Origin of the sequence: Candidatus Effluviviaceae Genus I sp. (genome assembly GCA_016867725.1) — a bacterium.
Lineage (GTDB): Bacteria > Joyebacterota > Joyebacteria > Joyebacterales > Joyebacteraceae > VGIX01.
In genome coordinates, this window is record VGIX01000004.1 from 18,618 (window position 1) to 41,139 (window position 22,522).

Below are 22,522 nucleotides of genomic sequence, written 5' to 3' on the forward strand. Positions count from 1 at the left end.
CCCCCACGGCACACGCCACTGGATGGAAGGAGGACCGTCGTTGATCAGGAGAGCGCTTCTCGTGCTGCTGGCCTTGATCACCGCAGCCGCGCCGGCATGGGCGACCGAGATGTTCGAGAAGGTCGGCACCGTCGGATTCCAGTTCCTCGAGATCGGCGCCGGCCCCAGGGGGGTGGCGATGGGGGAGGCGGTGGTGGCGGCGACCGAGGGTGTCGAGTCGATCTTCTGGAACCCTGCCGGGCTTCGGAGCGTGACGCGCCCGACGGTCCTCTTCAGCTACGGGACGTGGCCGGCGGACATCACCCACCAGTTCGTTGCGTATGCCATGAAGCCGACGTTCCTCCCGGGCGTCATCGGGGTCAGCGTGACGACGCTCTCGATGGACCCGATGGCGGTGAGAACGGCGGACGTTCCCGAGGGCGTGGGAGCGCAGTTCGACTGCGGCGACATGGCGGTCGGGCTGACGTACACCCGCGTCTTCACGGACAGGTTCTCGGCCGGCGGGACGCTGAAGTGGATCCACTCGAGTCTCGGCGACCTCTCGGTGCTGGGCGTGGAGGGCCTCAGTGACTACACGGTCGACAGCGTCGTCGCGGACTTCGGGACGCTGTACGACACCGGCTTCCAGTCCCTCAAGATCGGTCTTCTCATCCAGAACATGGGTCCCGAGGTCACCTTCATCGACGAGCCCGTGCCGGTGCCGACAAGCTTCAAGTTCGGTGTCTCCATGCTGGCCCTGGACTCGCCCGGGCAACAGGTCCTTGTGGCCGCCGAGTTCAGGCACCCCTCGGACACCTCGGAGAAGATCAACCTGGGCGCCGAGTACTCCTTGAACAGGACCTACTTCCTGCGCGCAGGCTACCGGATCGACTACGACGCAGAGAGCTTCACCGCCGGTGGCGGCGCGAAGGTGACCCTGGGCGCTCTCGGGCGGGCGTCGTTCGACTACAGCTTCTCGGACATGGGCAACCTCGGTGGCGTTCACCGGGCCGGCGTGACGTTCGAGTTCTAGTCGCCCTCGCGGAGGGCGGCGCGGGCAGCGCGCACTCCGTGCCCGCGCGCGGAGCGCCGAAAGGAGAGGGGACTTGCTGAGATCGGTCGTGATCGGAGCCGCGATCTTCCTCCTGCTGTGCGCTGCCCCGACGGCGTGGGCCGGCGGGGCGGGCACGCATCTCGCGGCGTTCCTTGAGGTCGAGGGCGGGGCCAGACAGATGGGCATGGGTGGCGCCTTCACCGGGCTCGCTGACGACGCCATGACGGTCTTCTACAACCCGGCCGGGCTCGCGAGGCTCGAGGGAAGCGAGATCCACATCCACAACTCGACATGGGCCGCGGGCGTGTCGTACCAGCACCTGGCCTACGGGTTCCGGCACAGCACGCTCCCCGGCACGATGGCATTCAGCTGGGCGGTCATGCAGATCAGTCCCTATCGTGAGCTCAGCGAGTACTACGACCCGCAGAGTCCCTTCGGCATCGGCGCCCTGGACCCCGTGGACGCCGGCGACATGTCGCTCGGAGGCTCCTACTGCTGGGACTTCGGCGGCGGGATCTCGGCCGGCGCGACCCTGCACTGGTATCACCTCCACCTGGCCGAGGCGTTCTGCGAGGGTGTGTACGCCGACGCGGGCCTTCTGTACGACACGCCGTTTCGCAACCTGAGGCTCGGCGCAGCGGCGCTCAACCTCGGTCCCAAGGACCGCTGGGCCGGGACGGGGTCCGAGACCGGCTTCGGCGAGGAGTTCCCTCTCCCGGCGACGTACCGCGTCGGTGCGTCGATCCGGCTCTACGACGTCGTGCGCCATCGGCTCGTCGTGGCCGCGGACTACAAGTTGCCGGCAGACGGCGAGGGCAAGGTGAACGCGGGCGCCGAGTACACGTTCAACAAGGGCCCGATCTTCGTCTACGGCAGAGCAGGCTACCGCGTCGGCTACGATGAGGAAGGCGCGACGTTCGGGGCGGGCGTGCGGTTCCCGAGCAGCAAGGAGGCGGAGGTTCGTGTCGACTACGCCTTCGTTGACATGGGGAACCTCGAGCCGTCGCAGAAGGTCGGGGTGTCGTTCCACTTCTAGCAGGCCGGCGGCCCGACCGCTCGGTTCGTCTCCGCGGCGGTCGCCACTCGCACCAGACCACACCACGTGAACGTGAGAGGAAGAAGCGACGCCCGGGACCGACTGGTTCCCGGGCGCCGTCGTCGCTGCAGTGGGACTGTCCGCGTCTGCTGCAGCCTGCCGCGTCGCTGCGCGTCGCGCTGCGCAGGTCCTTCCTGTCCCGCTAGTGCCCCGGCAGCTTCTCCTCGCCGAACAGCAGGAGCAACTTGTCGATGGCCGGCTTCACCTGCGCGGTCTTCATGTAGTAGAAGGGGAAGCTGAAGTAGGCCACGTTGCCGCGGTTGTCACCGGAGAGGTACAGCACGCCGCACGGCTGCCCTTCGAAGTTCATGTTGAGGAAGGAGTCGATGTTGAAGGGCACGATGCCCATGCCGAGGTTCACCTCGAGCTTCTCCGTGTACGCCAGCCCGCACCGGCGGTAGGGATGGGGCCTTCCGTACATGACCCAGTACTTGCCAAGGCTGTCGATGTACATCGGGGTGAACGTCCCGGGGTCGGTCGGCACGGCGCCGTAGAAGCAGAACCCGTACGCCGACGGATAGCCCGGGTTCGATCCGGCCTGGCTGCTCGTCGCGGAGCGGATGCGAAGCGTATTCTTGACGAACATCCCCGCCACCGTCGTGTCGCGGTCCGCCACGTAGACCGTCGGGTAGGTCCTGTTCATGATCGCGCCGATGTTCTGACGCCCCTCGAGTATCAGGTTGCCTCCCACGCGAACGTAGCCGGCCAGCGCGTTGTACTTCGACGATGCGAAGGCCTTCTGCAACGCACACTGCGAGGGCGGCATGGACCCGTCGGAGTACCACAGGCATGTCGACGCTCCGCGCAAGGCATCCACGTCGGGAGGCTGGTTGGGCGAACCCTCTACGAAGTGACGCCACGGATCCCACTCGACGCGGTCCCTCGCGTAGCCCGCGAGGATCGTGTCGTAGAACGCCGACCTCATCGCGTCGGTGCCCCAGGCCGGCGACCCCTCGCTTGCGTCCCAGTCGTCCACGACGAGGATGTACTCGTTCAGAGTGGCTTCGACGACCTCGAAGTACACGCGGGCCCTCGTCATCACGTTGGCGTTGTCGAGGACGCTGACGTACAGCGAGTGCCTTCCGAGCGTGGGCGCTACCTGGAATCGCGTGTTGAACATGGACCACGCGGGCCAGGCTGAGGTGTCGTCGTACGCGTGTCGATAGCCTCGAATCCTGCCGCCGTAGTCGCCCGCGTTCCCGCTCCAGATGAACGCGAGCCGCTCGCCCGCGAAGATCGGTGTGGGACGGTTGTACTGCTCGCGCCACACGGGACCGCGGAACGTCATCGTCCCGAACGCGCTCGACTGGATGGTCAGGACCGCGCCGGCCAGCTCGTCGATGCAGTTGAAGATGCGCTCCGCCGGTGTCTGGTCCGCGACCCCGGCGTCGTCGATGGCCCACACGATGAACCTGTGCTTGCCCGACAGCGGCCCGAAGTCCGCGGTCACGACGTCGGCGGACAGCGGGCCGCTGTTCCCGACCAGAGTCCACGCGTTGTTCACCCACTTGAACAGCCGCCACTCGTAGCCGACGATGATGCCGTCACGGTCCCTGCCGGTCCACGTGAATGACACCATGGGACCGGTCTGCGCGGCCGGCCCGATCGTGATCTCCGTCTCGGGGATCGCTGTGAACGCCGTGAACGACACGACCTCGGGCGTCGGATCTTCAGCGCCCACATTGTCAACAGCCTTGACCGAGAACGTGTGGTATTCGTAGCCGAACTGGGCGTCCACGTCGGCGTTGGCAGAGAGGTAGAAGATGCTGTCGGTCCTCACCACCCTCACCCAGTCGAGCGTGTCCCACTTTGTCCAGTAATAGGCCACCTCGCCGTCCGGGTCCCAGCCGAACCAGTTCATCCTGACCCGGTAGCTGGCGCTGCCGCCCTGGTCCGGCGCGAAGGACAGCGTGGTCTCCGGCGGGATGTTCGGTCTCGGCGTGCCCGGTTCGAACTTGCTGCACCCGGCGAGCATCGCCGCGGCGAGAACGCCGGCAAGCAGGGTCATCGCGACTGCTCTCTTGGCCCACATCATGATCGGCCGCTCCTCCTGATCCCGATTGGCCAGCGCACGCGGCCCCGGCTACCTCACGTAGAAGGTGACTTCCTGATATCCGAGCTCCCAGCAGTCCGAGTTGTCGCGCGCCTTCACCCGGAACAGATGCTCACCGGGCGGCACGTCCGTGTAGGTCCGGCTGGTGCTCTGGTTCCAGGACCACGCGTTGATGCGCGGGTCCAGCACGTACTGGTAGCTCTCCACCGTGCCGTCCACGTCGTTCCCGATCCACGATATCGTGAAGCTCGAGTCCAGCGTGTCGCCGTCCGCCGGATGGAGGATCGTCGTGGTGGGCGGGTAGTTGTAGGAGAACCTGTAGACCTCGCGGTCGAACTCCAGCGTGCTCGTGGTCTCCACGCGGTCCTCGACGTCCTTCGCGTAGATCCGGAACTCGTGCGGACGGTTGCCGCCGGCCGGAGGATTGATGTTGTAGCTCGCGATGTAGTGGGGGTCCGTTGTGGGCGCACGCGACGTGAAGTACCACTCGCCCGTATAGGGAGGCCCCGTGTACACGAACTTCCTCAGGAATGCGGCACCGTCGAGCTCGATCCAGACCTCCTTGACGCCGCCGTGGAGACCGAGGTCCTCCTCCTTGTCGCGCGCCGTCCACCTGAACCAGATCGTGTCCTTGTCGGGGATCGTCAGCGTTCCCGACGGCTCGATCGGCCAGACGATGTCGCTGTCCGGGGCGAAGTTCATCTCGAACCTGTAGCTTGACGGGAAGCACTCCGCGCCCGTCTCGTCCTTCGCCTTCACGTACATGGTGTGCGTGCCGCTCGCCATGCCGCCGACCGTGGTCGCGGTGCCGAGGTCCCAGGGGGTGTGCTCGTTGGAGTCGAGCCGCCAGCTGAACAGCACCGGGGAGCCGACGTCGCCGTCGGGGTCAAAGCCGCTCCACACGAACGCGCAATCGCTTCCCATGAGAACGGTGTCCCTGCGCGTCGGATCGTAGCCCGGGTCGTTCGGGTCCTTGGGACCGCCGACGCGGTAGAGCGAGGTGATCCTCGGCAGGGCCGTCCATGCGTCGAACCTGATCCTGGCGGGGGTCGGGTCGAGCTTCCCCTCGTTGTCGACGGCCCTCACGTAGAACGTGTGACGACGGGTCTCGCCCGCCGTGTCGATGAGGGCCTTGAAGAGGCTGTCGTTCCTCGACGTGTAGATCCAGCTGGAGGGGGTCGTGTCGTCCCACGCGAAGTAGAAGCCGACCACGTAGCCGTCGGGGTCGGTCCCGATCCAGCGCATGTGCACCCGGTAGTTCTGCTGCGAGTAGGGCGCAGGGGCGCTCGTGAGCCGTGTGTCGGGCGCCAGGTTGCGGTCCACGAACACGTTGTCCTGCTTGCGGCAGCCGGTGGCCGAGAACACGGTGGCGAGCAGAAGTCCCGTCAGGACCACCGCGAACGCTCGCCCTGCCGCCTGCTTCAAGAACCTCATGGCTGTCCTCCAAGACACCTGGGAAGCCGAGCCCTCGAGTCGGCCCGATCCAACGCCGCGCAGACCGACAGCACCGACACCGGATGCTCAATGCCCCCACGAGGAGTCCTCGGTGGGGGGGGGCACTTCTCATTATACAGGCGGCCTATGGTCTGTCAACACGAAAACCGGCTCGGTCGCGGCCCCGCCTGCGTGCGCGGAGCCTCACGGATCGCGCGGACAAAACCGTTGACAGGTCGACACGCCGAATGTAGAATCCGGAACCGAGGCGCCGGAGACCGCTGTCTCCGGCGCCGGCGGGCATGACAATCAGCGCGGCTCGATGCGTCGCGTTCCGAGATGCGCGCCGCTTCGGGCGCATCAGGAGGTGGAGAGAAGACGAATCCTGAGGCGATCTTTCGTCGTTCGGTCATCGCACCATGGTCGTGGTCTCCGCGCCCGGCGCCAAGGCGAGTCCGGTCGCGGTCACGGGAGGAGTGAAGAGAGTGATGAGAAGAGCCGTGTTCGTCATCCCGGCAGCGCTTCTCGCGCTGGCAGTGGCCGGTTCGCTGACCCCGCTTTCCGCTCAGACGCCCGGCGTTCCGCCGAGTCCCACCACGCCAGGCCAGACGGCTGCCCCGGCGCCGACGTCTGCAGACACGTCCGCGGCGCCCACGGACACCGTGGCGCCCCAGGCGGCCCCGGAGGTTCCCGCGGAGCCGGAACCTGCTCCGGCGGAGAAGACGTTCGGGCAGAGGTTCATGAGCAGCGGCTTCGTTGACTGGTTCGTGAAGGGCGGCAGGTTCATGTGGTGGCTGCTGGTCCTGTCCGTCATCGGCGTGACCCTGATCGTCGAGCGCGCCATCACGCTTCACAAGGCGCGGGCCAACGTCGGCGGCCTCATGGAGAAGGTCGTCGCAGCGCTCAAGCAGGGCAAGCGCGACCAGGCGCTGGAGATCTGCGCGAAGACGCGCGGCCCCATTCCTCAGATCCTGCACGCCGGGCTTCTGCAGTCGAAGAAGGGCCCTGCGGCAGTCGAGAAGGCCATCGAGAGCGCCGGCGTCATCGAGATGGCGTTCCTCGAGCGAGGGCTCGTGATCATCGCGACCGTCGCCAACCTCGCGCCGATGGTCGGGTTCCTCGGCACGGTGTCGGGCATGATCGCGGCGTTCGAAGCGATCGCCCAGGCGGAGCAGGTGAGCGCGAAGCTCGTCGCGGCCGGCATCTCGGAAGCTCTGATCACCACGATGGCCGGTCTCGTGATCGCCATCCCGGTGCAGCTCGCGCACAACCTGTTCGTGCAGCAGATCGACAGGTTCGTCGTGGAGATGGAAGACAGCGCGGCCGAGCTCGTGGACTCCATCGCGGCCAACGAATAGCAGCCCCGTCGGGCTGTCCGGCCCGGGGGCGAGGCCTCCGGTCGGAGGGAAGGCACAACGATGCGGAAACGAAAGCGCCGCAGGTCCGAACTTGCCGATATCCCGGAGGCCTCGACGGGCGACATCGCCTTCCTCCTGCTCATCTTCTTCATCGTGAGCACGAGCTTCCCCGACATCGGGCTCCCGCTCATTCTCCCGTCGAGCGCGGGCGTGGTCAAGGAAGTGGCGCGGTCGAACGTCCTGGAGATCGTGACGGCGAAGACGGGGGAGTACTACGTCGGCAAGGCGACGACGCCGACGCCGCTGGCGGACGTGGCGAGACAGGCCAAACAGGATCTGATCGCGAACGACAAGCTGATCCTCCTGCTGGCGTCGCACCCGGACGCTCCGTACGGCAAGATGATCGACCTGCTCGACGAGATGATGCTCGTGTACGACCAGCTCGACAACGAGGGCGTCTCTCGCGAGCGGCGAATATCGATCAAGATGATCGAGTACCAGTAGGCGGCAGGGAGGACGCTCAGTGGACTTCCAGCGGAAAGCCAGGCTCGGAGCGAAGATCCCGACGGCCTCGACCGCGGACATCGCGTTCCTGCTCAACATGTTCTTCATGGTGACGACGATCTTCAAGCTCGAGGAGGGTCTGGCGATCACCATGCCGAGGTCGCGGGCCGGCGAGAAGGTCCCCAAGGAGAAGGTCGTGCACATCTGGATCGACCAGGCGGGCACGATCTCCATTGACGACCTGATCGTCACCATGGGCGACATCGAGCCCATCCTGATCAGAAAGATGGACGAGAACCCGATGCTCATCATCGCCTTCAACGCGGACGAGAAGACGCCGTACAAGATCATGAACGACGCCATGGAGAGGCTGAAGCTCGCCCAGGCCCTGAGGGTGTCGTTCACGACCATCCCCGAAGAGAGCTAGGGCGCGCGGCGGCGTGCCGCCGCGCTGGGAATCAGAGGCGCACGAGATGAGTCCTTACCTGTCGGCGAACATGACGGCGGAGCAGGCGTTCAAGAACGACTATCCCAGGGCGCTGAGGACGGCGCTCGGGATCACCCTGGCGGTCCATGTGCTCGTCTTCGTGTTCGGTCCCGAGTTCCGGCCGGCGCCGTACCAGCTCCGCGAGAAGGCGCAGTTCGAGGCGATCTCGGTCCCGGACAACTTCGAGGTCCCGCCGCCGCCGGCCGAGGAACAGAAGCCGGAGGTGCCGACGGAGATCGCACCGAGCGACGACGCGAGTGCCGACGAGACCATCGCATCCACGGAGCTCGACGTGGAGGCCCCGCCGGAGCTGCCGCCGGCGCCTCGACGTGCGGACTTCTTCACCGCATACGACGAGCCCCCGCAGGTCGTCAAGCAGGTGAAGCCCGTCTATCCGGACATGGCCAGGCAGGCGGAGCTCGAGGGCGTCGTCGTGCTCTTGGTCGGCGTGGACGAGTTCGGGAACGTCATCGAGGCCACGGTGCTCCAGTCGGTCCCGGGCCTTGACCAGGCGGCCGTGGAGGCCGTCTACAAGTGGAAGTTCAGGCCGGCGAAGCAGCGCGACATCCCCGTGCCGGTGAGAATCAGCATACCGATCAGATTCTCGCTGCGCGGATGATGCCGCGTCCGCCGCGCCGTGAGCGGCGCGGCGCCGCGGTCGTTCCTGGGGAAACGCATCGCTGGGTTGGGAAGTCTCAAGGGGCAGCGCGGGCCCTCGCGTTGCCCCTTTGTCTTGCGGGGACGGCGCGGGTCCGCGCGCGGAAAGGAAGGTCGCACAGTGGCCAACGCTGAGGCAGGGCAGGGAGCGCCCGAGGCAGGGGCGAGGGGCGTGTGGAGCTCGATCGCGGGGGTGTTCACGGACCCGGGGGCCACGTTCGCTGCCGTGTCGGCGGCCGCGTCCGTCCCCGACCCGGCGGACGCCACGAAGACGAAGGACGGATCGCGCTGGTGGGTCCCCGTTCTCATCGTGATCGTCGCGAGCGTGATCGTCACGGCCTACACGGTCCCGAACATCGTGATGCCGGAACAGGCGAGGCACATCCGCGAGGCGGTCATGGAACGCGGAGGCACGGCCGAACAGGCGGAGCAGGCGATCCGCATGGGGACCGCCGTCGGTCTGCCGATGGGCATGGTCTCGGCGGCGGTCGGGACGCTCATCTTCGTGTTGGTGGGCGCCGGGCTGCTGCACCTGCTCATGGGTCTCGTGGGGGGCAAGGGCACGTTCAGGCGGTCGCGCGCCGTGTTCTCGTACGCGATCGTCATCTCCGCCCTCGCGAGCATCGTCAAGCTCCCGCTCATGGCGGCGAGGAAGACGCTCTTCGTTGAGACGGGCCCCACGCTCTTCTTCCGGAACCTGGAGCCCTCCGACAGGCTGTACCGCTTCCTGTCCGGGTTCGACATCTTCACGCTGTGGCTTGTCGCGGTTCTCGTCATCGGCTACGCGGCGGCCTACCGGCTGCCGCCTCGGAAGGCGGCGATCATCGTGGTGGGGCTGTGGCTCCTGCTCACGTGCCTCGCGCCCTTCCTTCCGGGGGGAGGGATGTTCCGTGCGTCGTGACAGGGTGCCCAATCTGACCCGGATCGCGGTCGCTGTCGTCGCGGTGGTCCTCGTCTCGGGATCCGCCCGGGCGACGGTGCACACCCTCGACGAGTGCGTCGGGATCGCGCTTGCGAACAACACGACCCTCGCGCGATCCGAGGCAAGCCTGGCCGGAGCGAAGGCCGACGCGATGTCGAGCTGGTCGGGCGTGCTGCCGCGGGCGTCCGCGGGGCTCTCGCACTCCGATCGCACGACCGTGGCGGGAGGCGGTGAGACGACGACCTCGGGAATCTCGGGCAGCGTCTCGGTCTCGCAGACGCTGTTCGACGGTTCGGCCTTCGCGTCGATCTCCCGCGCCGGCCACAGCCGCGCCTCGGCCGAGGCGTCCCTCGACGCGACCCGGCGCGAGGTCGTCCTCGGCGTACGGCGGGCCTACTACGGTCTCCTGAAGTCGGTGCAGCTCAGGGACGTGCAGCTCGAGGCGCTCGAGCTCGCGAAGGAGCAGCTGAGGAAGACGGAGAGCCTGTTCGACCTCGGGTCGGCGTCGAGGTCGGACCTGCTCAAGGCCCAGGTACAGGTCGCTCAGGAGGAGCTGTCGCTCATCAGCGCCGAGAAGACGGCGGCGACGGCGCGGGCGGCGCTGTGCTACGCCATCGGCATCGATGTGACGACGGAGATCGAGGCCGTTGACCCGTCGGTCGCGGAGTCGCCTCCGCCGTCCGAGTTCGACCTCGACGAGGCCGTCTCCAGGCGACCCGACGTCCGCGCCCAGGAGGAGGCGGTCACCGCGGCGCATCGCTCGCTTCTCGCGGCGAAGGCCGGCAGGTGGCCCGACCTCTCGCTGTCGCTGCAGTACGCCCGGAGCGAGGACTCCTTCGACGCGTTCTTCGACGGGCTGTCGGACGACTACTCGAGGACCGTTTCGCTGAGTCTGTCGCTTCCGATCTTCGACGGGCTCGCGACCACGGCAGGCATCGCGCGGGCGACGGCGTCGCTCAGGAGTTCCGAGCTGGCCCTCCAGGACACGAGGCAGTCCGCCGCGTACGAGATCGAGACGGCGCGCCTTTCGCTGGCAGAGCAGCTGAGCCGCGTGGCGGCCGCGGAGACGGCGCTCGCACGGGCCGAGGAGGACCTCAGGATCTCCGAGGAGAGGTTCAGGCTGCGGTCCGCGAGCATGCTCGAGCTCATCGACGCCAGGGTCGCCTACTCCAGGGCGCGCGCGAACGTGGTGCAGGCGCGGTACGATCACGAGACGGCCGCTGCGGAGCTCGTGACGGCTCTCGGTCTCTAGCGCCCCAGAGGGCGCGGAGGGTGTCATGCAGAAGAGGAAGAGGAACACGCTCATTCTGGTCGGAGGCGTCGTCGTCGTCGCCGCCGCGCTCCTGGCCAACATGGGCGTGAACCGAAAGGACCGGACACAGGTCACCGTAGACGAGGTCGAGCGCGGCACGCTCACGGCCAAGGTGTCGGGGCCCGGACGCGTGCGCGCCGTGACGACCGTGCAGGTAAGTTCGAGCGTGATGGGGCGCATCGAGGAGCTGGGCGTGCGCGAGGGCGACGAGGTGAGGAAGGGCCAGTTCCTCATGCGGCTGGACGACGTCTACTACCGCTCGGCGGTCGAGCAGGCCCGCGCCAGGGTCGCGCGGGCGCGCGCGGAACTGGCGAGGACCGAGCGCGAGGCGTCCGACGCGGAGGAGCAGTACGCCAAAGGGCTCATCTCCGAAAAGACGAGGACCGACGCGTCGGCTGCGGCCGCGATGCTCAGGCAGGCGGTGGAGGAGGCGTCCGCTGCCCTCAAGGCTGCGGAGGACCAGCTCGGCAAGACCGTGTTCCACGCGCCGATCGCGGGCGTCATCACGCAGCTCAACGTCGAGGCGGGCGAGAACGTCGTGACGGGCACGATGAACGCGCCCGGCACGGTCATCATGACGATCTCAGACCTCGCCGACATGGAGGTCGGCGTGGAGATCGACGAGACGGACATCGTGGACGTCCGGCTGGGGCAGACGGCCGAGATCGAGGCTGACGCGCTGACGGGCACGAAGCTCATCGGCCACGTGACCGAGGTGGGGAACTCGGGCATCACGAAGATGGGCGGCACGCAGGAGGAGGCGACGAGCTTCCTCGTCAAGGTGCGCGTGGGCGAGGCGCACGCGGCCCTCAAGCCCGGGATGACCGCGACGGTGGAGATCGTCACCGCCGTTCGCGACAGCGTCCTCAACGTTCCCATCCAGTCCGTGGCATCGAGGACCCCCTCAAGCCTCAGGCGCGAGCCGGCGAAAGAAGGCGAGACCGCGCAGCGACGCAGTGAGCGCCAGGAGGAGAAGGAGATCGAAGGCGTCTTCGCGGTTGTGGGGGACACCGTGAGCTTCGTCCCCGTCACCACGGGCGTCGCCGACGATCTCAGCATCGAGGTGACCGCCGAGCTCGAGCCGGGATGGAAGGTGGTCTCGGGGCCGTACAAGGTCCTGCGCACCCTGAAGAGCGGAGACGCCGTCAAGGTGGAGGAGCCGAAGAAGACGTCGAAGGGCGCCGAGGAGGCGTCCGAGGAGAGGAAGTAGCCGTGCTCATCGAGCTCCGCGATGTCTCCAAGGTCTACGACGTCGGCGCCGAGGGCGTGAACGCGCTCCGCGCCGTGTCGCTCGACGTGCGTGAGAACGAGTATCTGGCCGTCATGGGGCCGTCGGGATCCGGGAAGTCCACGCTCATGAACATCATCGGGTGCCTCGATGTCCCGTCGTCGGGCTCCTACCTGCTGAAGGGCCGAGAGGTCGCGCAGCTCGACGACGATGAGCTCGCGTCGATCCGGAGCGCGGAGATCGGGTTCGTCTTCCAGACGTTCAACCTCCTGCCGCGGATGACGGCGTTCCAGAACGTCGAGCTGCCGCTCGTCTACAGCCGGTCGGACCGCCGGAGCCGCGAGGCGATGGTCTGGCAGGCCGTTGACGCCGTCGGCCTCCGGGACCGGGCGCACCATCGGCCCAACGAGCTGTCGGGCGGCCAGCGCCAGCGCGTGGCGATCGCGAGGGCGCTCATCAACAGGCCGTCGATCCTCCTGGCGGACGAGCCCACGGGCAATCTCGATTCGGCGACCGGCGAGGAGATCATGCAGCTCTTCCGCGCGCTGCACGGCGCCGGCAACACGGTCATCCTCGTGACCCACGAGCAGTACATCGCGGAACACGCGCGGAGGATCGTGAAGCTCCGCGACGGCATGGTCGAGAGCGACTCGACCGTCTGACCCGCGCGCCCCGGAGCCCCCATGGAACTGCGCGAGACGATGGCGACGGCGATCTGGACGCTCCGGACGCACAGGATGCGCTCGGGGCTCACGATGCTCGGCATCGTGATCGGCGCCGGGGCGCTCGTCGCCGTCATGTCGCTCATCTCGGGCCTCAACCGCAGCATCGCCGCGCAGTTTCAGTCGATCGGCACCGACATCATCTCCGTGAGCATCTACCCCTGGGTCCAGATGGGCGACAACGAGGACTTCAGGAGCCGCAAGCCCATCACGATGGCCGACGCCAGGGCCGTGGGCGAGCTTCCCTCGATCGGGCTCATGGCGCCGAACGTCCACACCCGCCGTGCCGTGTCGCGTGAGGGACGCGACATGCGCTCAATTCTCGTGAGCGGCACCACGCCGGAGTACGAGACGATCGACAACTTCACGGTCGAGGCCGGCAGGTTCGTCACCGACCCGGACGTGGCCCGGCGCCGCCCGGTCGCCGTCATCGGCGCCGACGTCGCCGACGAGCTCTTCGCCTCGGTCGATCCCATCGGGCGGCAGATCCGCGTCGGGGGCAAGCGCTTCAGCGTCATCGGCGTGCTTGAGCGGAAGGGCAAGATCCTCGGCGAGAGCCTGGACGGGCTCGTCATCATCCCGATCACGACGCTCGAGAAGACCTTCGGGCGCCGCCGCTCGGTGGTCATCGACTGCTCTCCGGCGGAGGGCGTCCCGATCGAAAGGGCGGTCGAGGACATCCGGCAGCTCCTGCGCGCGAGGCGGCACGTGCCGCGGGACAAACCGGACGACTTCGCCGTCAACACGCAGCGCGACCTCATGCGGTCCTACCAGCAGATCACCGGCGTGCTCTTCCTCGCGATGGTGGGCATCGTCTCGCTCGCCCTGCTCGTGGGCGGCATCGGCATCATGAACGTCATGCTCGTCTCGGTGGCCGAGCGCACGCGCGAGATCGGCGTCCGCATGGCCATCGGCGCGCGGCGGCGTGACATCGCGTTCCAGTTCCTCATCGAGTCGATCATCCTGACGGTGCTCGGCGGGCTCGTCGGCATCGCGGGCGGCGCCGCGATCGCGCTGCTCGTGAAGGCCGTGACGCCCCTTCCGGCCGCCGTCACCGGCGGCTGCGTCGCCATCGCCGTCGCGTTCTCGGTCGTCACGGGAATCCTGTTCGGCCTCACGCCCGCGCGCCGGGCGGGGCGGCTGAACCCCATCGAGGCGCTGAGGTACGAATGACGGGTTCCTCCGGAATCGCCCCGGCCGGCGGAGCGGGACAGGGAACGCCTCACGTCCGCGGGATCCCCTCGAGCCGCGGGTGGGAGTCGGTCCTCATGGCGCTCGGGACGATCCGCGCGAACAGGATGCGGTCGCTCCTCACGTCGCTCGGCATCCTCATCGGCGTCATGAACGTCGTGACGATGGTCGCCCTCATCTCCGGCGTCAACGAGAGCGTGATGCGCGTCTTCAAGACGCTCGGGACCAACTCGTTCGTCGTGAGCAAGTTCCCCGCGAGCAACGTGACCTACGAGCAGTACCTCGAGTACATCCGCCGCAAGGACTTCACGAGCGCCGACGCCGACGCGGTCGAGGCGGCCTGCGCCTCGGTCGAGGCGGTCTCCCCGCAGACGGCGGTCGCCCGCAAGGTGCGGCGCGGCTCGACCTCGACGAAGGAGATCATGATCCTCGGCGTGACGCCGGAGTACCAGTACATCTCGGACAGCCGGGTGGCGGACGGCCGGTTCTTCGCCTGGCCCGAGTCGGACCGGCGGCGCCAGGTGGCCGTCCTCGGTAGCACGGTGCGCGACCACGTCTTCGGGAGCACGGACGCCGTCGGGAAGACCGTCTTCGTCGGGGAGCACCGGTTCCTGGTCGTCGGCGTCATGGAGCGCATGGGCGAGATGTTCGGTCAGAGCATGGACGACTACGTGATCATCCCGTTCGCGACCGCGGGCAAGCTGTACGGCGAGCGCCTCATGACGCGGCTCTCGGTGAAGGTGAAGAGCGCGGAGCTTCTGGATCGGGCGATCGTCGAGACCGAGCAGGTGCTCAGGAAGCGGCGCGGGCTCCGCGCGGGCGATAGGAACGACTTCGACGTGATCACGCAGACCCAGCTCGTCGAGATGTACCAGAACTTGACGCGCGTGACGTGGATCGTCATGATCGGGATATCGGCCATCGCGCTCGCCGTGGGCGGCGTCGGGATCATGAACATCATGCTCGTCTCCGTGACGGAGCGGACCAGGGAGATCGGCATCAGGAAGGCCGTCGGCGCGAGGGCGCGGGACGTGGCCGCCCAGTTCCTCGTGGAGGCGGCCGTGCTGTCGGCGCTCGGCGGGCTCGTCGGCCTGGGCATCGCGGCGGGGCTCGCGAAGCTCATCGCGACGGCGACGCCGATCCCGGCCGTCGTGCAGCCGTGGTCCATCGCAGTCGCGCTGGGCGTCTCCGTCGGCGTCGGGGTGTTCTTCGGGCTCTACCCGGCTTCGAAGGCGGCGCGGCTCGACCCGATCGTGGCGCTGAGGCACGAGTAGATGAGAAGACCCGTGTGGATCGGCGTTGTGTTCCTTCTGGCATGGGGCGTCGGCGCGTGCAGCGCCGCGCAGCCGGACATGGGGACGCCTCGGAGCCTCGGGGACATCCGGTTCGCCGCGGACGTCGCGATCATGCCCGCCGTCGGTGGGCAGGGACAGGTGGCGGTCACCTGGTCGGTGAGCCACGCCGACCTCATCTTCCTGCGGACCGACGACGGCTACTCGGCGCGGTACGAGGTGACAGTCATCCTGTACGGCCGGGACGGGCGGCAGGTTGCGGGTGACTCGTGGCTTCGGCGCGCGGACGTTGCGACCTACGCGGAGACGCGCGCGCGCGCCTCGATCATCTCCGAGACGCAGACGCTCGAGGTCGGTCAGGGGAACTACCGGCTGAAGGTCGGGATCAGGAGCGTCGAAACGGGCGCCGCCGGGCTCATCGAGCGCGAGGTCGCGGTCCCAGAGCACACGCCCGGACGCGTCACCGTCGGCACGCTCGTCTTCCAGCGCGCGGTCTCGGAGTCGGCCGAGCTCGAACCGAACCCGTCGAGGGACTACGGTGAGGAGTGGCCGATCCTCGGCGTGCGCGTGCCCGTGTACGGCGACTCCGGCAGCGTCTACAGGATGGACCTCTCCGTCGAGAACGAGCGAGGGGCCGTCGCGGCCTCCTTCACGGACACGATGCAGCAGACCGGGCGGAGGACCGAGCGCGAGGCCCGCATGTCCGTGCTGTCTCTGGACGTCGGGGTGTACTTCCTCAGGGTGCGCGTCCGGCCGGTCGCGGGGGGGCGCGAGGCCTCCGTCAGGTCGCGCTTCCGCGTCCTCACGTCCCCGAAGAACTGGGGCGAGGACTTCGAGAAGATGGTGTCGCAGGTGGGCTACGTGGCGTCCCGCGAAGAGGTCCAGCGGCTCAGGAACGCCCCGGCCGACCAGCGGGACGCGGCGTGGGCCGAGTTCTGGCGGCGGCGCGATCCGGACCCGTCCACCGAGGTCAACGAGTTCAAGGTGGAGTTCCTCCGGAGGCTCGCGTACGCGAACATGCGCTTCAAGTCGGTGATCGAGGGATGGCAGACCGACATGGGGCGCGTGTACATCCAGTACGGCGAGCCGGACGACACCGAGACGCAGGCGGTCGACAGGCTCCTTCACTCGTGGGAGGTCTGGTACTACTACCGCGAGCACCTCAAGTTCACCTTCGTGGACAGGGAGGGCTTCGGCGAGTACTCGCTCGTCGAGACCTCGAGGATCTAGGGGGTCGCGTGCAGCCCCGACGCACGCTCGTTCTCTCCCGCATCCGCACGATGGACGGTTCCCTCGCTCTCGCCGACTGGATGCTCTGCGAACGCGGCCTCATCGCGTCCGTCGGCGCGGGGCCGCCGCCCGAAGACACCCGCGGCGGCGCCGAGCTCCTCGACCTGCGCGGACGGACCGTGCTCCCCGCGCTGCACGACACCCACGTGCACTTTCTCAGCACCGGGCAGATGGACCTCGATCTCGATCTCGGGCGAGCGCGGTCGTTCGCCGAGGTCATGGACGCGATCGCGGATGCCGCGCGCGGCTTCCGTGGGGCCATGCTCAGGGCACACTCCTTCGACCCCGACCTCATCGAGGACGGACGCTATCCCACGCGCACCGAGCTCGACGCCGTGTCGTCGAGCCTCCCGATCCACGCGCGGCGGCGGGACGGCCACTCCTCGGTCGCCAACAGCGCGGCGTTCTCCCTCCTCGGCATCGCCCCGGGACAGCCGGGCGTCGACGCGGACGGCGACGGACAGCCGACCGGCGTTCTCCGGGGACGCGCTCACTCGGCCGCGGCGGAGAGGGCCGCCGAGCTTCTGTCCCGCGAGGAGCGGCTCGAGTGCTACCGCCGGGCCGCGGCGGCAGCGGCGTCGCACGGCGCGGGCGTGGTGCACGCGCTCGTGGGGCGCGACGACCCGGCGTGCCGGGACGTCGAGCTTCTCCTCGAGGTCCAGCCGGAGCTGCCCGTGGACGTCGTGGTGTTCCCGCAGACGAAGGACGTGGACCGCGTGGTGTCGCTGGGGCTTCCGAGGATCGGAGGGTGCATCCTGCTCGACGGGTCCCTCGGGTCGAGAACGGCGGCGCTCGAGGAGCCGTACGCCGACGGGGAAGGGCGAGGCGAGCTCTACCACTCGGACGACGAGCTCATCGGCTTCATGCGCGCGGCGGCCGGCCGGGGGCTTCAGATCGCGGTGCACGCGATCGGGGACAGGGCGATCGGCCAGGCGGTCGCGTGCTACGGGGCGGCGTGCGGGGGCGACGCGCGCGGCGCCCGGCACAGGATCGAGCACTGCGAGCTCGCGTCGCCGGCGCACATCGCGGCCATGTCCGCGCTGGGTCTCGCCGCGGGCGTGCAGCCGGCGTTCGAGCTCTTCTGGGGCTGTCCGGGGGGCATGTACGAGGCTCGGCTCGGCAGACGGCGCGCCTCGCGCACCAATCCGTTCCGGACCATGCTGCGCTCGGGCGTCCCGCTCGCCGGCGGCTCGGACTCCTACGTGACCCCGCTCGATCCGCTCCTCGGCGTTCACGCGGCCGTGAACCGGGCCGACCGGGAGGAGGCTCTGGGGGTCGAGGACGCGCTCGCGCTCTTCACGTCGCGCGCTGCGTGGCTCGCGTTCGACGAGCACCGGCGCGGGACGCTCGCGCCCGGCAAGGAAGCGAGCTTCACCGTGCTCGGGAGCGACCCGCTCACCGCCGCCCCCTCGACCATCAGGGACATCAGCGTGGAGAGCCTCTACGTGCGGGGGAGGGAGGTCTTCGCGCGCGGCAGGTCACGAGGCGCCGCCGGAGCCGATGAGCGCATCGTGCAGCGCGCGGAGTGACGCCTCCGCCGTGTCCGGCTCGACGGCGAGCACGGTCGAGCGTCCCGAAGACGACGCCGCGAGCGCGCGCCCGCCGGCGGCCTCGACGACGCGCCACGCCTCCGCCGCCGTCCGCGGCGACCCGGCGGCCGGGCCGGCCGCGCAGACGAGCGCCGCGGGGACGACCTCGGCGCCGGCCGCGGTCCCGCGCTCGTCCTCGAGGGGGCCGGATGGAACGACGGCGGCCAGCGTCGCCTCGGGCGTCGACACGAGGAACTTGGCGTCGCCGGCTCCCGCGTCGGCGAGCCGCCGCGCGGCCTCGGCCGGGCCGACGCCCCGCCACGTGAGAAGCGAGGCCGTCTTCAGGAGCGAGAGTCCGACCACGGGCGGCTCCGCGTGGCGCGGGCGCTCGAGGACGATCGTGCCGGGGACGGGCGCCTCGCTGGAACCGACCTCGAGGGCGATGCCGCAGCGCTCGGCGAAGCGGACGCACTCCTCCTTGAGCACGACGGCCCCGCACCGCGCGAGCTCGGCCATGTCATCGAAGCCGATCTCCGCGATCCTACGGGCCGCGGGAACGGCGCGCGGGTCGGCCGTGTACACCGCGTCCACGTCGGTGAGGATCTCGCACCGGTCGGCGCCGAGCGCGGCGGCGAGCGCGACGGCCGTCGTGTCGGACCCTCCGCGCCCGAGCGTCGTGACCTCCTTCGCCGTGCTCACGCCCTGGAACCCGCCGACCACGACCACGTTGCCCCTGGCGAGTTCCTCGAGCACGCGGCGGGGCCGCACCTCGAGGATCCTCGCGTCGGTGTGGCGCGTGTCGGTGATGATCCCGACCTGCGATCCGGTGAAGGAGACGGCGCGGCAGCCGAGGGCGTTGAGCGCGATCGCGAGGAGAGCCATCGAGATGCGCTCGCCGGCCGTCATGAGCATGTCGAGCTCGCGCTGCGCGGGCGATGGGGAGAGCCGCCTTGCCTCGAGGAGGAGCTCGTCGGTCGTCCCGCCCTGCGCGGAGACGACGACCACGACGTCGCTGCCGGACGCCCTGAGGGCCGCCACGCGGCGCGCCACGCCCAGGATCCTGTCGTGGTCCTGGACGGACGTGCCGCCGTACTTCTGCACGACGATGGACACGGTGCCTCCTCGAGGGCCCCTTTCTAGCACATGACACGGTCACCGTCAACCGACGCGGCCGGCGTGAAGGTCCGCGGCGGCGCGCGGAGACGACTCCCCGCGGTGTTGACACCGGGCGAGCGGGGCCGCTAGTCTGGGCGGGGGCGAGGGAACGCGAGGCGCGACAGCGGAGGGGGCGACGCATGGCGGAGCGGTACGATCTCGCGGTCATCGGGGGAGGGCCGGGCGGGTACGTGGCGGCCATCCGGGGCGCGCAGCTCGGCCTCAGGGTGGCGCTCGTCGAGAGGGACCGGCTCGGCGGCGTGTGCCTCAACTGGGGCTGCATCCCGACGAAGTCGCTGCTGGCGAGCGCCGCGGCCGCTGCCGTCGTGAGCAGGGCAGGCGAGTTCGGGATCAAGGCCGGGCCCGCCGCGGTCAGCGCGGACGACATGTTCCGGAGGAAGGACGAGATCGTCGCGAAGCTGAGGTCGGGCGTCGAGACGCTGCTCAGAAAGAGGCGGGTGACCGTGTTCCGCGGCGCGGGCGCGCTCGCCGGCGCCGGCGTGGTCGAGATCGCCGGCGAGGGAGGCGCGGAGCGCGTCGAGGCAGGCAGCGTGATCCTCGCCACCGGGTCCGAGGCCGTCGTGCCGCCGGCGTTCCCGTACGACGGTCGCGTCGTCGTGACGAGCAGGGAGGCGCTCTCCCGCGCGGACGTTCCCGAGACCGTCATGGTGGTCGGGGCCGGCGCGGTCGGCTGCGAGTTCGCCGGGCTCTACGCGGCCATGGGACGGCGCGTCGTGCTCGTTGAGATGCTCCCGGAGATCCTGCCGGGCGAGGACGCGGCGGCGGCCCGTGTCCTTCGAGCCGCGTTCCGCCGCGCTGGCGTGGACGCGCGAACGGGGACGCGCGTCGAGTCCGTCGCGGTCCGCGGCGACGCGGCCGAGGCTGCGCTGTCCGACGGATCGACCGTGGCGGCGGGCATGGTGCTGCTCGCGATGGGCAGGCGGCCCTTGTCGGACGGTCTGCGGCTTTCGGAGCACGGCGTGGCGACGGAGCGGGGGGCCGTGAAGGTCAACGAGAGGATGGAGACGACGGCGACCGGCGTGTACGCCATCGGCGATCTCGTCGGCGGTCTCATGCTCGCCCACGTCGCGTCGCACGAGGGCGTCGTGGCGGCGTCGCGCGCGGCGGGCAGGGACGCCGCCATGGACTACCGAGCCGTGCCTCGCTGCACGTTCACGCATCCGGAGGTGGCGGGCGTCGGGCTCACCGAGGACGAGGCGGCCGCCCGCGGCCTCGACGTGCGAACGGGCCGATTCCCGTTCTCCGCGCTCGGGAAGGCCGCGGCCGTCGGAGAGACGCAGGGCTTCGTCAAGATCGTCTGCGAGCGGGACAGCGGCGTTGTCGTCGGCGGGACGATCGTCGGCGCGGGCGCGAGCGACCTGATCCATGAGATCGCGCTCGCCGTGCGGGTGCGGCTCACAGCGGACGACCTCGCCTCAGCGGTTCACGCGCATCCTACGCTGGCCGAGGCGGTCGGGGAGGCCGCCGACGCCGTGGACGGGATGTCGATCCACTCGCTGTGACGCGCGACCGCGCAGCCTAGCCCGCGCACCCGGCGCGCTGGATCTGCGCGGCCCTCGTCTGTCCGTCGACGATCTTCACGATCATGTCGGTGATGGGATCGAGGCGGACGCGCTTCGTGCACTTGCTGTAGAGCGAGTGGGCGATCGCCGCCGAGCTCTCCTTCAGGATGACGTTCTCCATCAAAAGGCCGGCCTGCGGCGGCACGAACCAGAGGTCGATCGTCACGTCCCGGCCGTAGTCGATGAGCTCGACGATCTCGAACGACCCGTCCAGCGACGTCTTGAACTCGCTCGCCAGAAGCCCCCCGATGTACAGCTTGACCGCCACGTCCTTCATCGGAGCGCCGCTGGCGTCGGTGACCATCCCGCTGATCGTCGTCTCGCTCTTCGCCGAGAGTCCGGTGGGGGACGTCAGGCGCGTCGCCGGCGGCGTCGTGACGGGAGGCCGCACGGCCTCGTCGGCCGCCGTTGCGGGCAGGCATGCGGCGAGGACCAGCACGCCGCACAGGACGATGAGAGCGCTTCTCATGACACTCGCCCCCTCTCTGATCGGTGTCTCGGATGCCATCTCGGTGCGGCTCCGATGCTACGGGGGGAGCGCGCCGTTGTCAACGGCCAATGAGCGCGCTTGGAGGAGAGCGGCGCCGGGTGATATACTGCGCTCGTGACCCGCTTCTCGCTCAGCGCCAGCATCGCCGCGACGGCCGGCGCGGTCGTCCTCTTCGTTGCCGCCTCGTGTCCACCAGCGGCGCGCGCCGCCGGCACCGTCAGCACCGTCTCCCCTCGGGCGATGGGCATGGGGGGGGCGTTCCTTGCGGTCGAGGACGGCCTCGCCGCCGTGTCCTGGAATCCCGCCGGTCTCGCGGTCCCTCTGTGTCGTGGCGGCGCGCGCATCCGCGTGCACGCGAACGCGCTCGGGGCCGTTCCGATCCTGCACGAGACGGGGATCCTGACGGGCACCGAGACCGAACGGTTCGGGGGCCTGGCGGCGGCGGAGCGCGCGATGATCCTCGTGGGGAGCATCGCGAAGGGCACGGTGCTGCGCCGAGGCTCTGTCTGCGTCGGCGTGCTTCTCCTTGAGGAGAGCCTCGATCCCGAGACCCTCGACCGGTCGCGCGTGCTCGCCGACGCCGGGGATCTGCTCGACGGCTACTACAGCACGGCGGCCGTCTCCTTCGCGCTCGCCCCGAGCGTCTCGATCGGCGCCGCCCACACCGTGTTCGCCGGCCTCGAGCTCGACGGCGAGCGGGTCTTCGGTACCGGCCGCGCGTACGGGGCGCTGCTCCGACCGAACGAGCGCGTCGCCGTCGGGTTCGTGTACTTCGACGCAGCGCCCGGCTTCGAGGGCGTCAGGGCAGGCCTCGAGGGCTTCGGGCCGCGCACGATGAACGCCGGCATCGCCTACCGCTTGTCCCCGCGGGCCCTCGTCACGGTCGACGTGAGGGACCTCTCCGAGAAGGGGGCGGACACCGCGCTCGAGCCGCGGGCCGGCGCGGAGTGGCGAGTCCGTCGCAGCGCCGCGCTCCGCGGAGGGCTGTTCCGCGAGCGCGAGGGCGGGCCCGCCGTCCTGACGCTGGGCGTCGGGGCGCTCCCGATGACCGGCTGCCGGGGCGCAGAACGGGCGGCGGGTGACGCCTGCGCCGTGGACTACGCCGTGCTGCTGTCGTCCGGTCGCGCTCCGGCGCATCTGCTCTCGGTCTTCCTCCGCTTCTGACGCGCCGCGTCCGCGATTCGTC

The 22,522-nt window shown here is 69.3% G+C and carries 18 protein-coding genes and 1 pseudogene; 15 read left to right on the forward strand and 4 right to left on the reverse strand.

The genetic code is table 11. The annotated features are described in order from the left end of the window. The first annotated feature begins 40 nt into the window (after nucleotides 1-40). Together FJY74_02220 and FJY74_02225 are read left to right on the forward strand one after the other, a co-directional pair. Nucleotides 41-1,012, forward strand: coding sequence for a PorV/PorQ family protein (locus FJY74_02220; GenBank protein ID MBM3307123.1), 972 nt, complete (start codon nucleotides 41-43; stop codon nucleotides 1,010-1,012). 73 nt (nucleotides 1,013-1,085) lie between these two features. Beyond that, nucleotides 1,086-2,069 (forward strand): PorV/PorQ family protein, encoded by a 984-nt coding sequence (locus tag FJY74_02225; protein ID MBM3307124.1) that lies wholly within the window; start codon nucleotides 1,086-1,088, stop codon nucleotides 2,067-2,069. Nucleotides 2,070-2,271: 202 nt separating this feature from the next. Here FJY74_02225 and FJY74_02230 read toward each other — a convergent pair whose 3' ends face one another. Together FJY74_02230 and FJY74_02235 are read right to left on the reverse strand one after the other, a co-directional pair. Further along, nucleotides 2,272-4,164 (reverse strand): hypothetical protein, encoded by a 1,893-nt coding sequence (locus FJY74_02230; GenBank protein ID MBM3307125.1) that lies wholly within the window; start codon nucleotides 4,162-4,164, stop codon nucleotides 2,272-2,274. A gap of 48 nt (nucleotides 4,165-4,212) precedes the next feature. Beyond that, nucleotides 4,213-5,616: a hypothetical protein gene (locus FJY74_02235; GenBank protein MBM3307126.1), complete on the reverse strand. Its 1,404-nt coding sequence runs from the start codon at nucleotides 5,614-5,616 to the stop codon at nucleotides 4,213-4,215. Between the two features lie 740 nt (nucleotides 5,617-6,356). Here FJY74_02235 and FJY74_02240 point away from each other — a divergent pair. The 11 genes from FJY74_02240 to FJY74_02290 all read left to right on the forward strand — a co-directional run bounded on the left by FJY74_02240 (nucleotide 6,357) and on the right by FJY74_02290 (nucleotide 18,108). Then, on the forward strand, nucleotides 6,357-6,974 hold the full coding sequence (locus FJY74_02240; protein ID MBM3307127.1) for a MotA/TolQ/ExbB proton channel family protein: 618 nt from the start codon (nucleotides 6,357-6,359) through the stop codon (nucleotides 6,972-6,974). Nucleotides 6,975-7,034: 60 nt separating this feature from the next. Beyond that, nucleotides 7,035-7,478 carry a biopolymer transporter ExbD gene (locus tag FJY74_02245; protein MBM3307128.1) on the forward strand — a complete coding sequence of 148 codons (444 nt, stop codon included), beginning with the start codon at nucleotides 7,035-7,037 and terminating at the stop codon, nucleotides 7,476-7,478. A 19-nt stretch (nucleotides 7,479-7,497) separates the two neighbouring features. Then, nucleotides 7,498-7,905 carry a biopolymer transporter ExbD gene (locus tag FJY74_02250; protein ID MBM3307129.1) on the forward strand — a complete coding sequence of 136 codons (408 nt, stop codon included), beginning with the start codon at nucleotides 7,498-7,500 and terminating at the stop codon, nucleotides 7,903-7,905. A gap of 46 nt (nucleotides 7,906-7,951) precedes the next feature. Next, a complete protein-coding gene (locus FJY74_02255; protein MBM3307130.1) occupies nucleotides 7,952-8,584 on the forward strand; it encodes an energy transducer TonB in 633 nt (210 codons plus the stop codon). A 159-nt stretch (nucleotides 8,585-8,743) separates the two neighbouring features. Continuing rightward, a complete protein-coding gene (locus FJY74_02260; protein MBM3307131.1) occupies nucleotides 8,744-9,523 on the forward strand; it encodes a YIP1 family protein in 780 nt (259 codons plus the stop codon). Next, nucleotides 9,513-10,796 (forward strand): TolC family protein, encoded by a 1,284-nt coding sequence (locus FJY74_02265; GenBank protein ID MBM3307132.1) that lies wholly within the window; start codon nucleotides 9,513-9,515, stop codon nucleotides 10,794-10,796. The genes FJY74_02260 and FJY74_02265 overlap by 11 nt, the downstream gene beginning before the upstream one ends. A gap of 1,146 nt (nucleotides 10,797-11,942) precedes the next feature. Beyond that, complete coding sequence (locus FJY74_02270; GenBank protein MBM3307133.1) at nucleotides 11,943-12,746, forward strand: ABC transporter ATP-binding protein; 804 nt, start codon at nucleotides 11,943-11,945, stop codon at nucleotides 12,744-12,746. 21 nt (nucleotides 12,747-12,767) lie between these two features. Next, nucleotides 12,768-13,979 (forward strand): ABC transporter permease, encoded by a 1,212-nt coding sequence (locus tag FJY74_02275; protein ID MBM3307134.1) that lies wholly within the window; start codon nucleotides 12,768-12,770, stop codon nucleotides 13,977-13,979. A gap of 95 nt (nucleotides 13,980-14,074) precedes the next feature. After that, complete coding sequence (locus FJY74_02280) at nucleotides 14,075-15,271, forward strand: ABC transporter permease (GenBank protein ID MBM3307135.1); 1,197 nt, start codon at nucleotides 14,075-14,077, stop codon at nucleotides 15,269-15,271. Nucleotides 15,272-16,129: 858 nt separating this feature from the next. Next, the gene (locus FJY74_02285) at nucleotides 16,130-16,519 is read left to right on the forward strand and encodes a GWxTD domain-containing protein (GenBank protein MBM3307136.1); all 390 of its coding nucleotides are present in this window, start codon (nucleotides 16,130-16,132) and stop codon (nucleotides 16,517-16,519) included. 8 nt (nucleotides 16,520-16,527) lie between these two features. Then, complete coding sequence (locus tag FJY74_02290) at nucleotides 16,528-18,108, forward strand: amidohydrolase (GenBank protein ID MBM3307137.1); 1,581 nt, start codon at nucleotides 16,528-16,530, stop codon at nucleotides 18,106-18,108. Between the two features lie 435 nt (nucleotides 18,109-18,543). Here FJY74_02290 and FJY74_02295 read toward each other — a convergent pair. Next, nucleotides 18,544-19,221 (reverse strand): annotated as a pseudogene (locus FJY74_02295) (aspartate kinase). A 182-nt stretch (nucleotides 19,222-19,403) separates the two neighbouring features. Between FJY74_02295 and lpdA the strand changes: the two are divergent. After that, nucleotides 19,404-20,786 (forward strand): dihydrolipoyl dehydrogenase, encoded by a 1,383-nt coding sequence (gene lpdA, locus FJY74_02300; GenBank protein MBM3307138.1) that lies wholly within the window; start codon nucleotides 19,404-19,406, stop codon nucleotides 20,784-20,786. 16 nt (nucleotides 20,787-20,802) lie between these two features. Here lpdA and FJY74_02305 read toward each other — a convergent pair whose 3' ends face one another. Continuing rightward, entirely contained in the window at nucleotides 20,803-21,315 is a 513-nt protein-coding gene (locus tag FJY74_02305) for a hypothetical protein (GenBank protein MBM3307139.1), read from the reverse strand. A 135-nt stretch (nucleotides 21,316-21,450) separates the two neighbouring features. Here FJY74_02305 and FJY74_02310 point away from each other — a divergent pair, with 135 nt between their 5' ends. After that, nucleotides 21,451-22,500, forward strand: a complete 1,050-nt coding sequence (locus FJY74_02310) for a hypothetical protein (protein ID MBM3307140.1) — start codon at nucleotides 21,451-21,453, stop codon at nucleotides 22,498-22,500. The last annotated feature ends 22 nt before the right edge of the window (nucleotides 22,501-22,522 follow it).

Excerpts from the sequence above, each read along its gene's own strand:
- FJY74_02255 (MBM3307130.1), top strand. The coding sequence starts at position 7,952 with ATGAGTCCTTACCTGTCGGCGAACATGACGGCGGAGCAGGCGTTCAAG.
- FJY74_02305 (MBM3307139.1), bottom strand. The coding sequence starts at position 21,315 with ATGAGAAGCGCTCTCATCGTCCTGTGCGGCGTGCTGGTCCTCGCCGCA.
- FJY74_02245 (MBM3307128.1), top strand. The coding sequence starts at position 7,035 with ATGCGGAAACGAAAGCGCCGCAGGTCCGAACTTGCCGATATCCCGGAG.
- FJY74_02270 (MBM3307133.1), top strand. The coding sequence starts at position 11,943 with ATGGAAGGTGGTCTCGGGGCCGTACAAGGTCCTGCGCACCCTGAAGAG.
- FJY74_02280 (MBM3307135.1), top strand. The coding sequence starts at position 14,075 with ATGGCGCTCGGGACGATCCGCGCGAACAGGATGCGGTCGCTCCTCACG.
- FJY74_02240 (MBM3307127.1), top strand. The coding sequence starts at position 6,357 with ATGAGCAGCGGCTTCGTTGACTGGTTCGTGAAGGGCGGCAGGTTCATG.
- FJY74_02285 (MBM3307136.1), top strand. The coding sequence starts at position 16,130 with ATGGTGTCGCAGGTGGGCTACGTGGCGTCCCGCGAAGAGGTCCAGCGG.
- FJY74_02275 (MBM3307134.1), top strand. The coding sequence starts at position 12,768 with ATGGAACTGCGCGAGACGATGGCGACGGCGATCTGGACGCTCCGGACG.
- FJY74_02235 (MBM3307126.1), bottom strand. The coding sequence starts at position 5,616 with ATGAGGTTCTTGAAGCAGGCGGCAGGGCGAGCGTTCGCGGTGGTCCTG.
- FJY74_02230 (MBM3307125.1), bottom strand. The coding sequence starts at position 4,164 with ATGATGTGGGCCAAGAGAGCAGTCGCGATGACCCTGCTTGCCGGCGTT.
- lpdA (MBM3307138.1), top strand. The coding sequence starts at position 19,404 with ATGGCGGAGCGGTACGATCTCGCGGTCATCGGGGGAGGGCCGGGCGGG.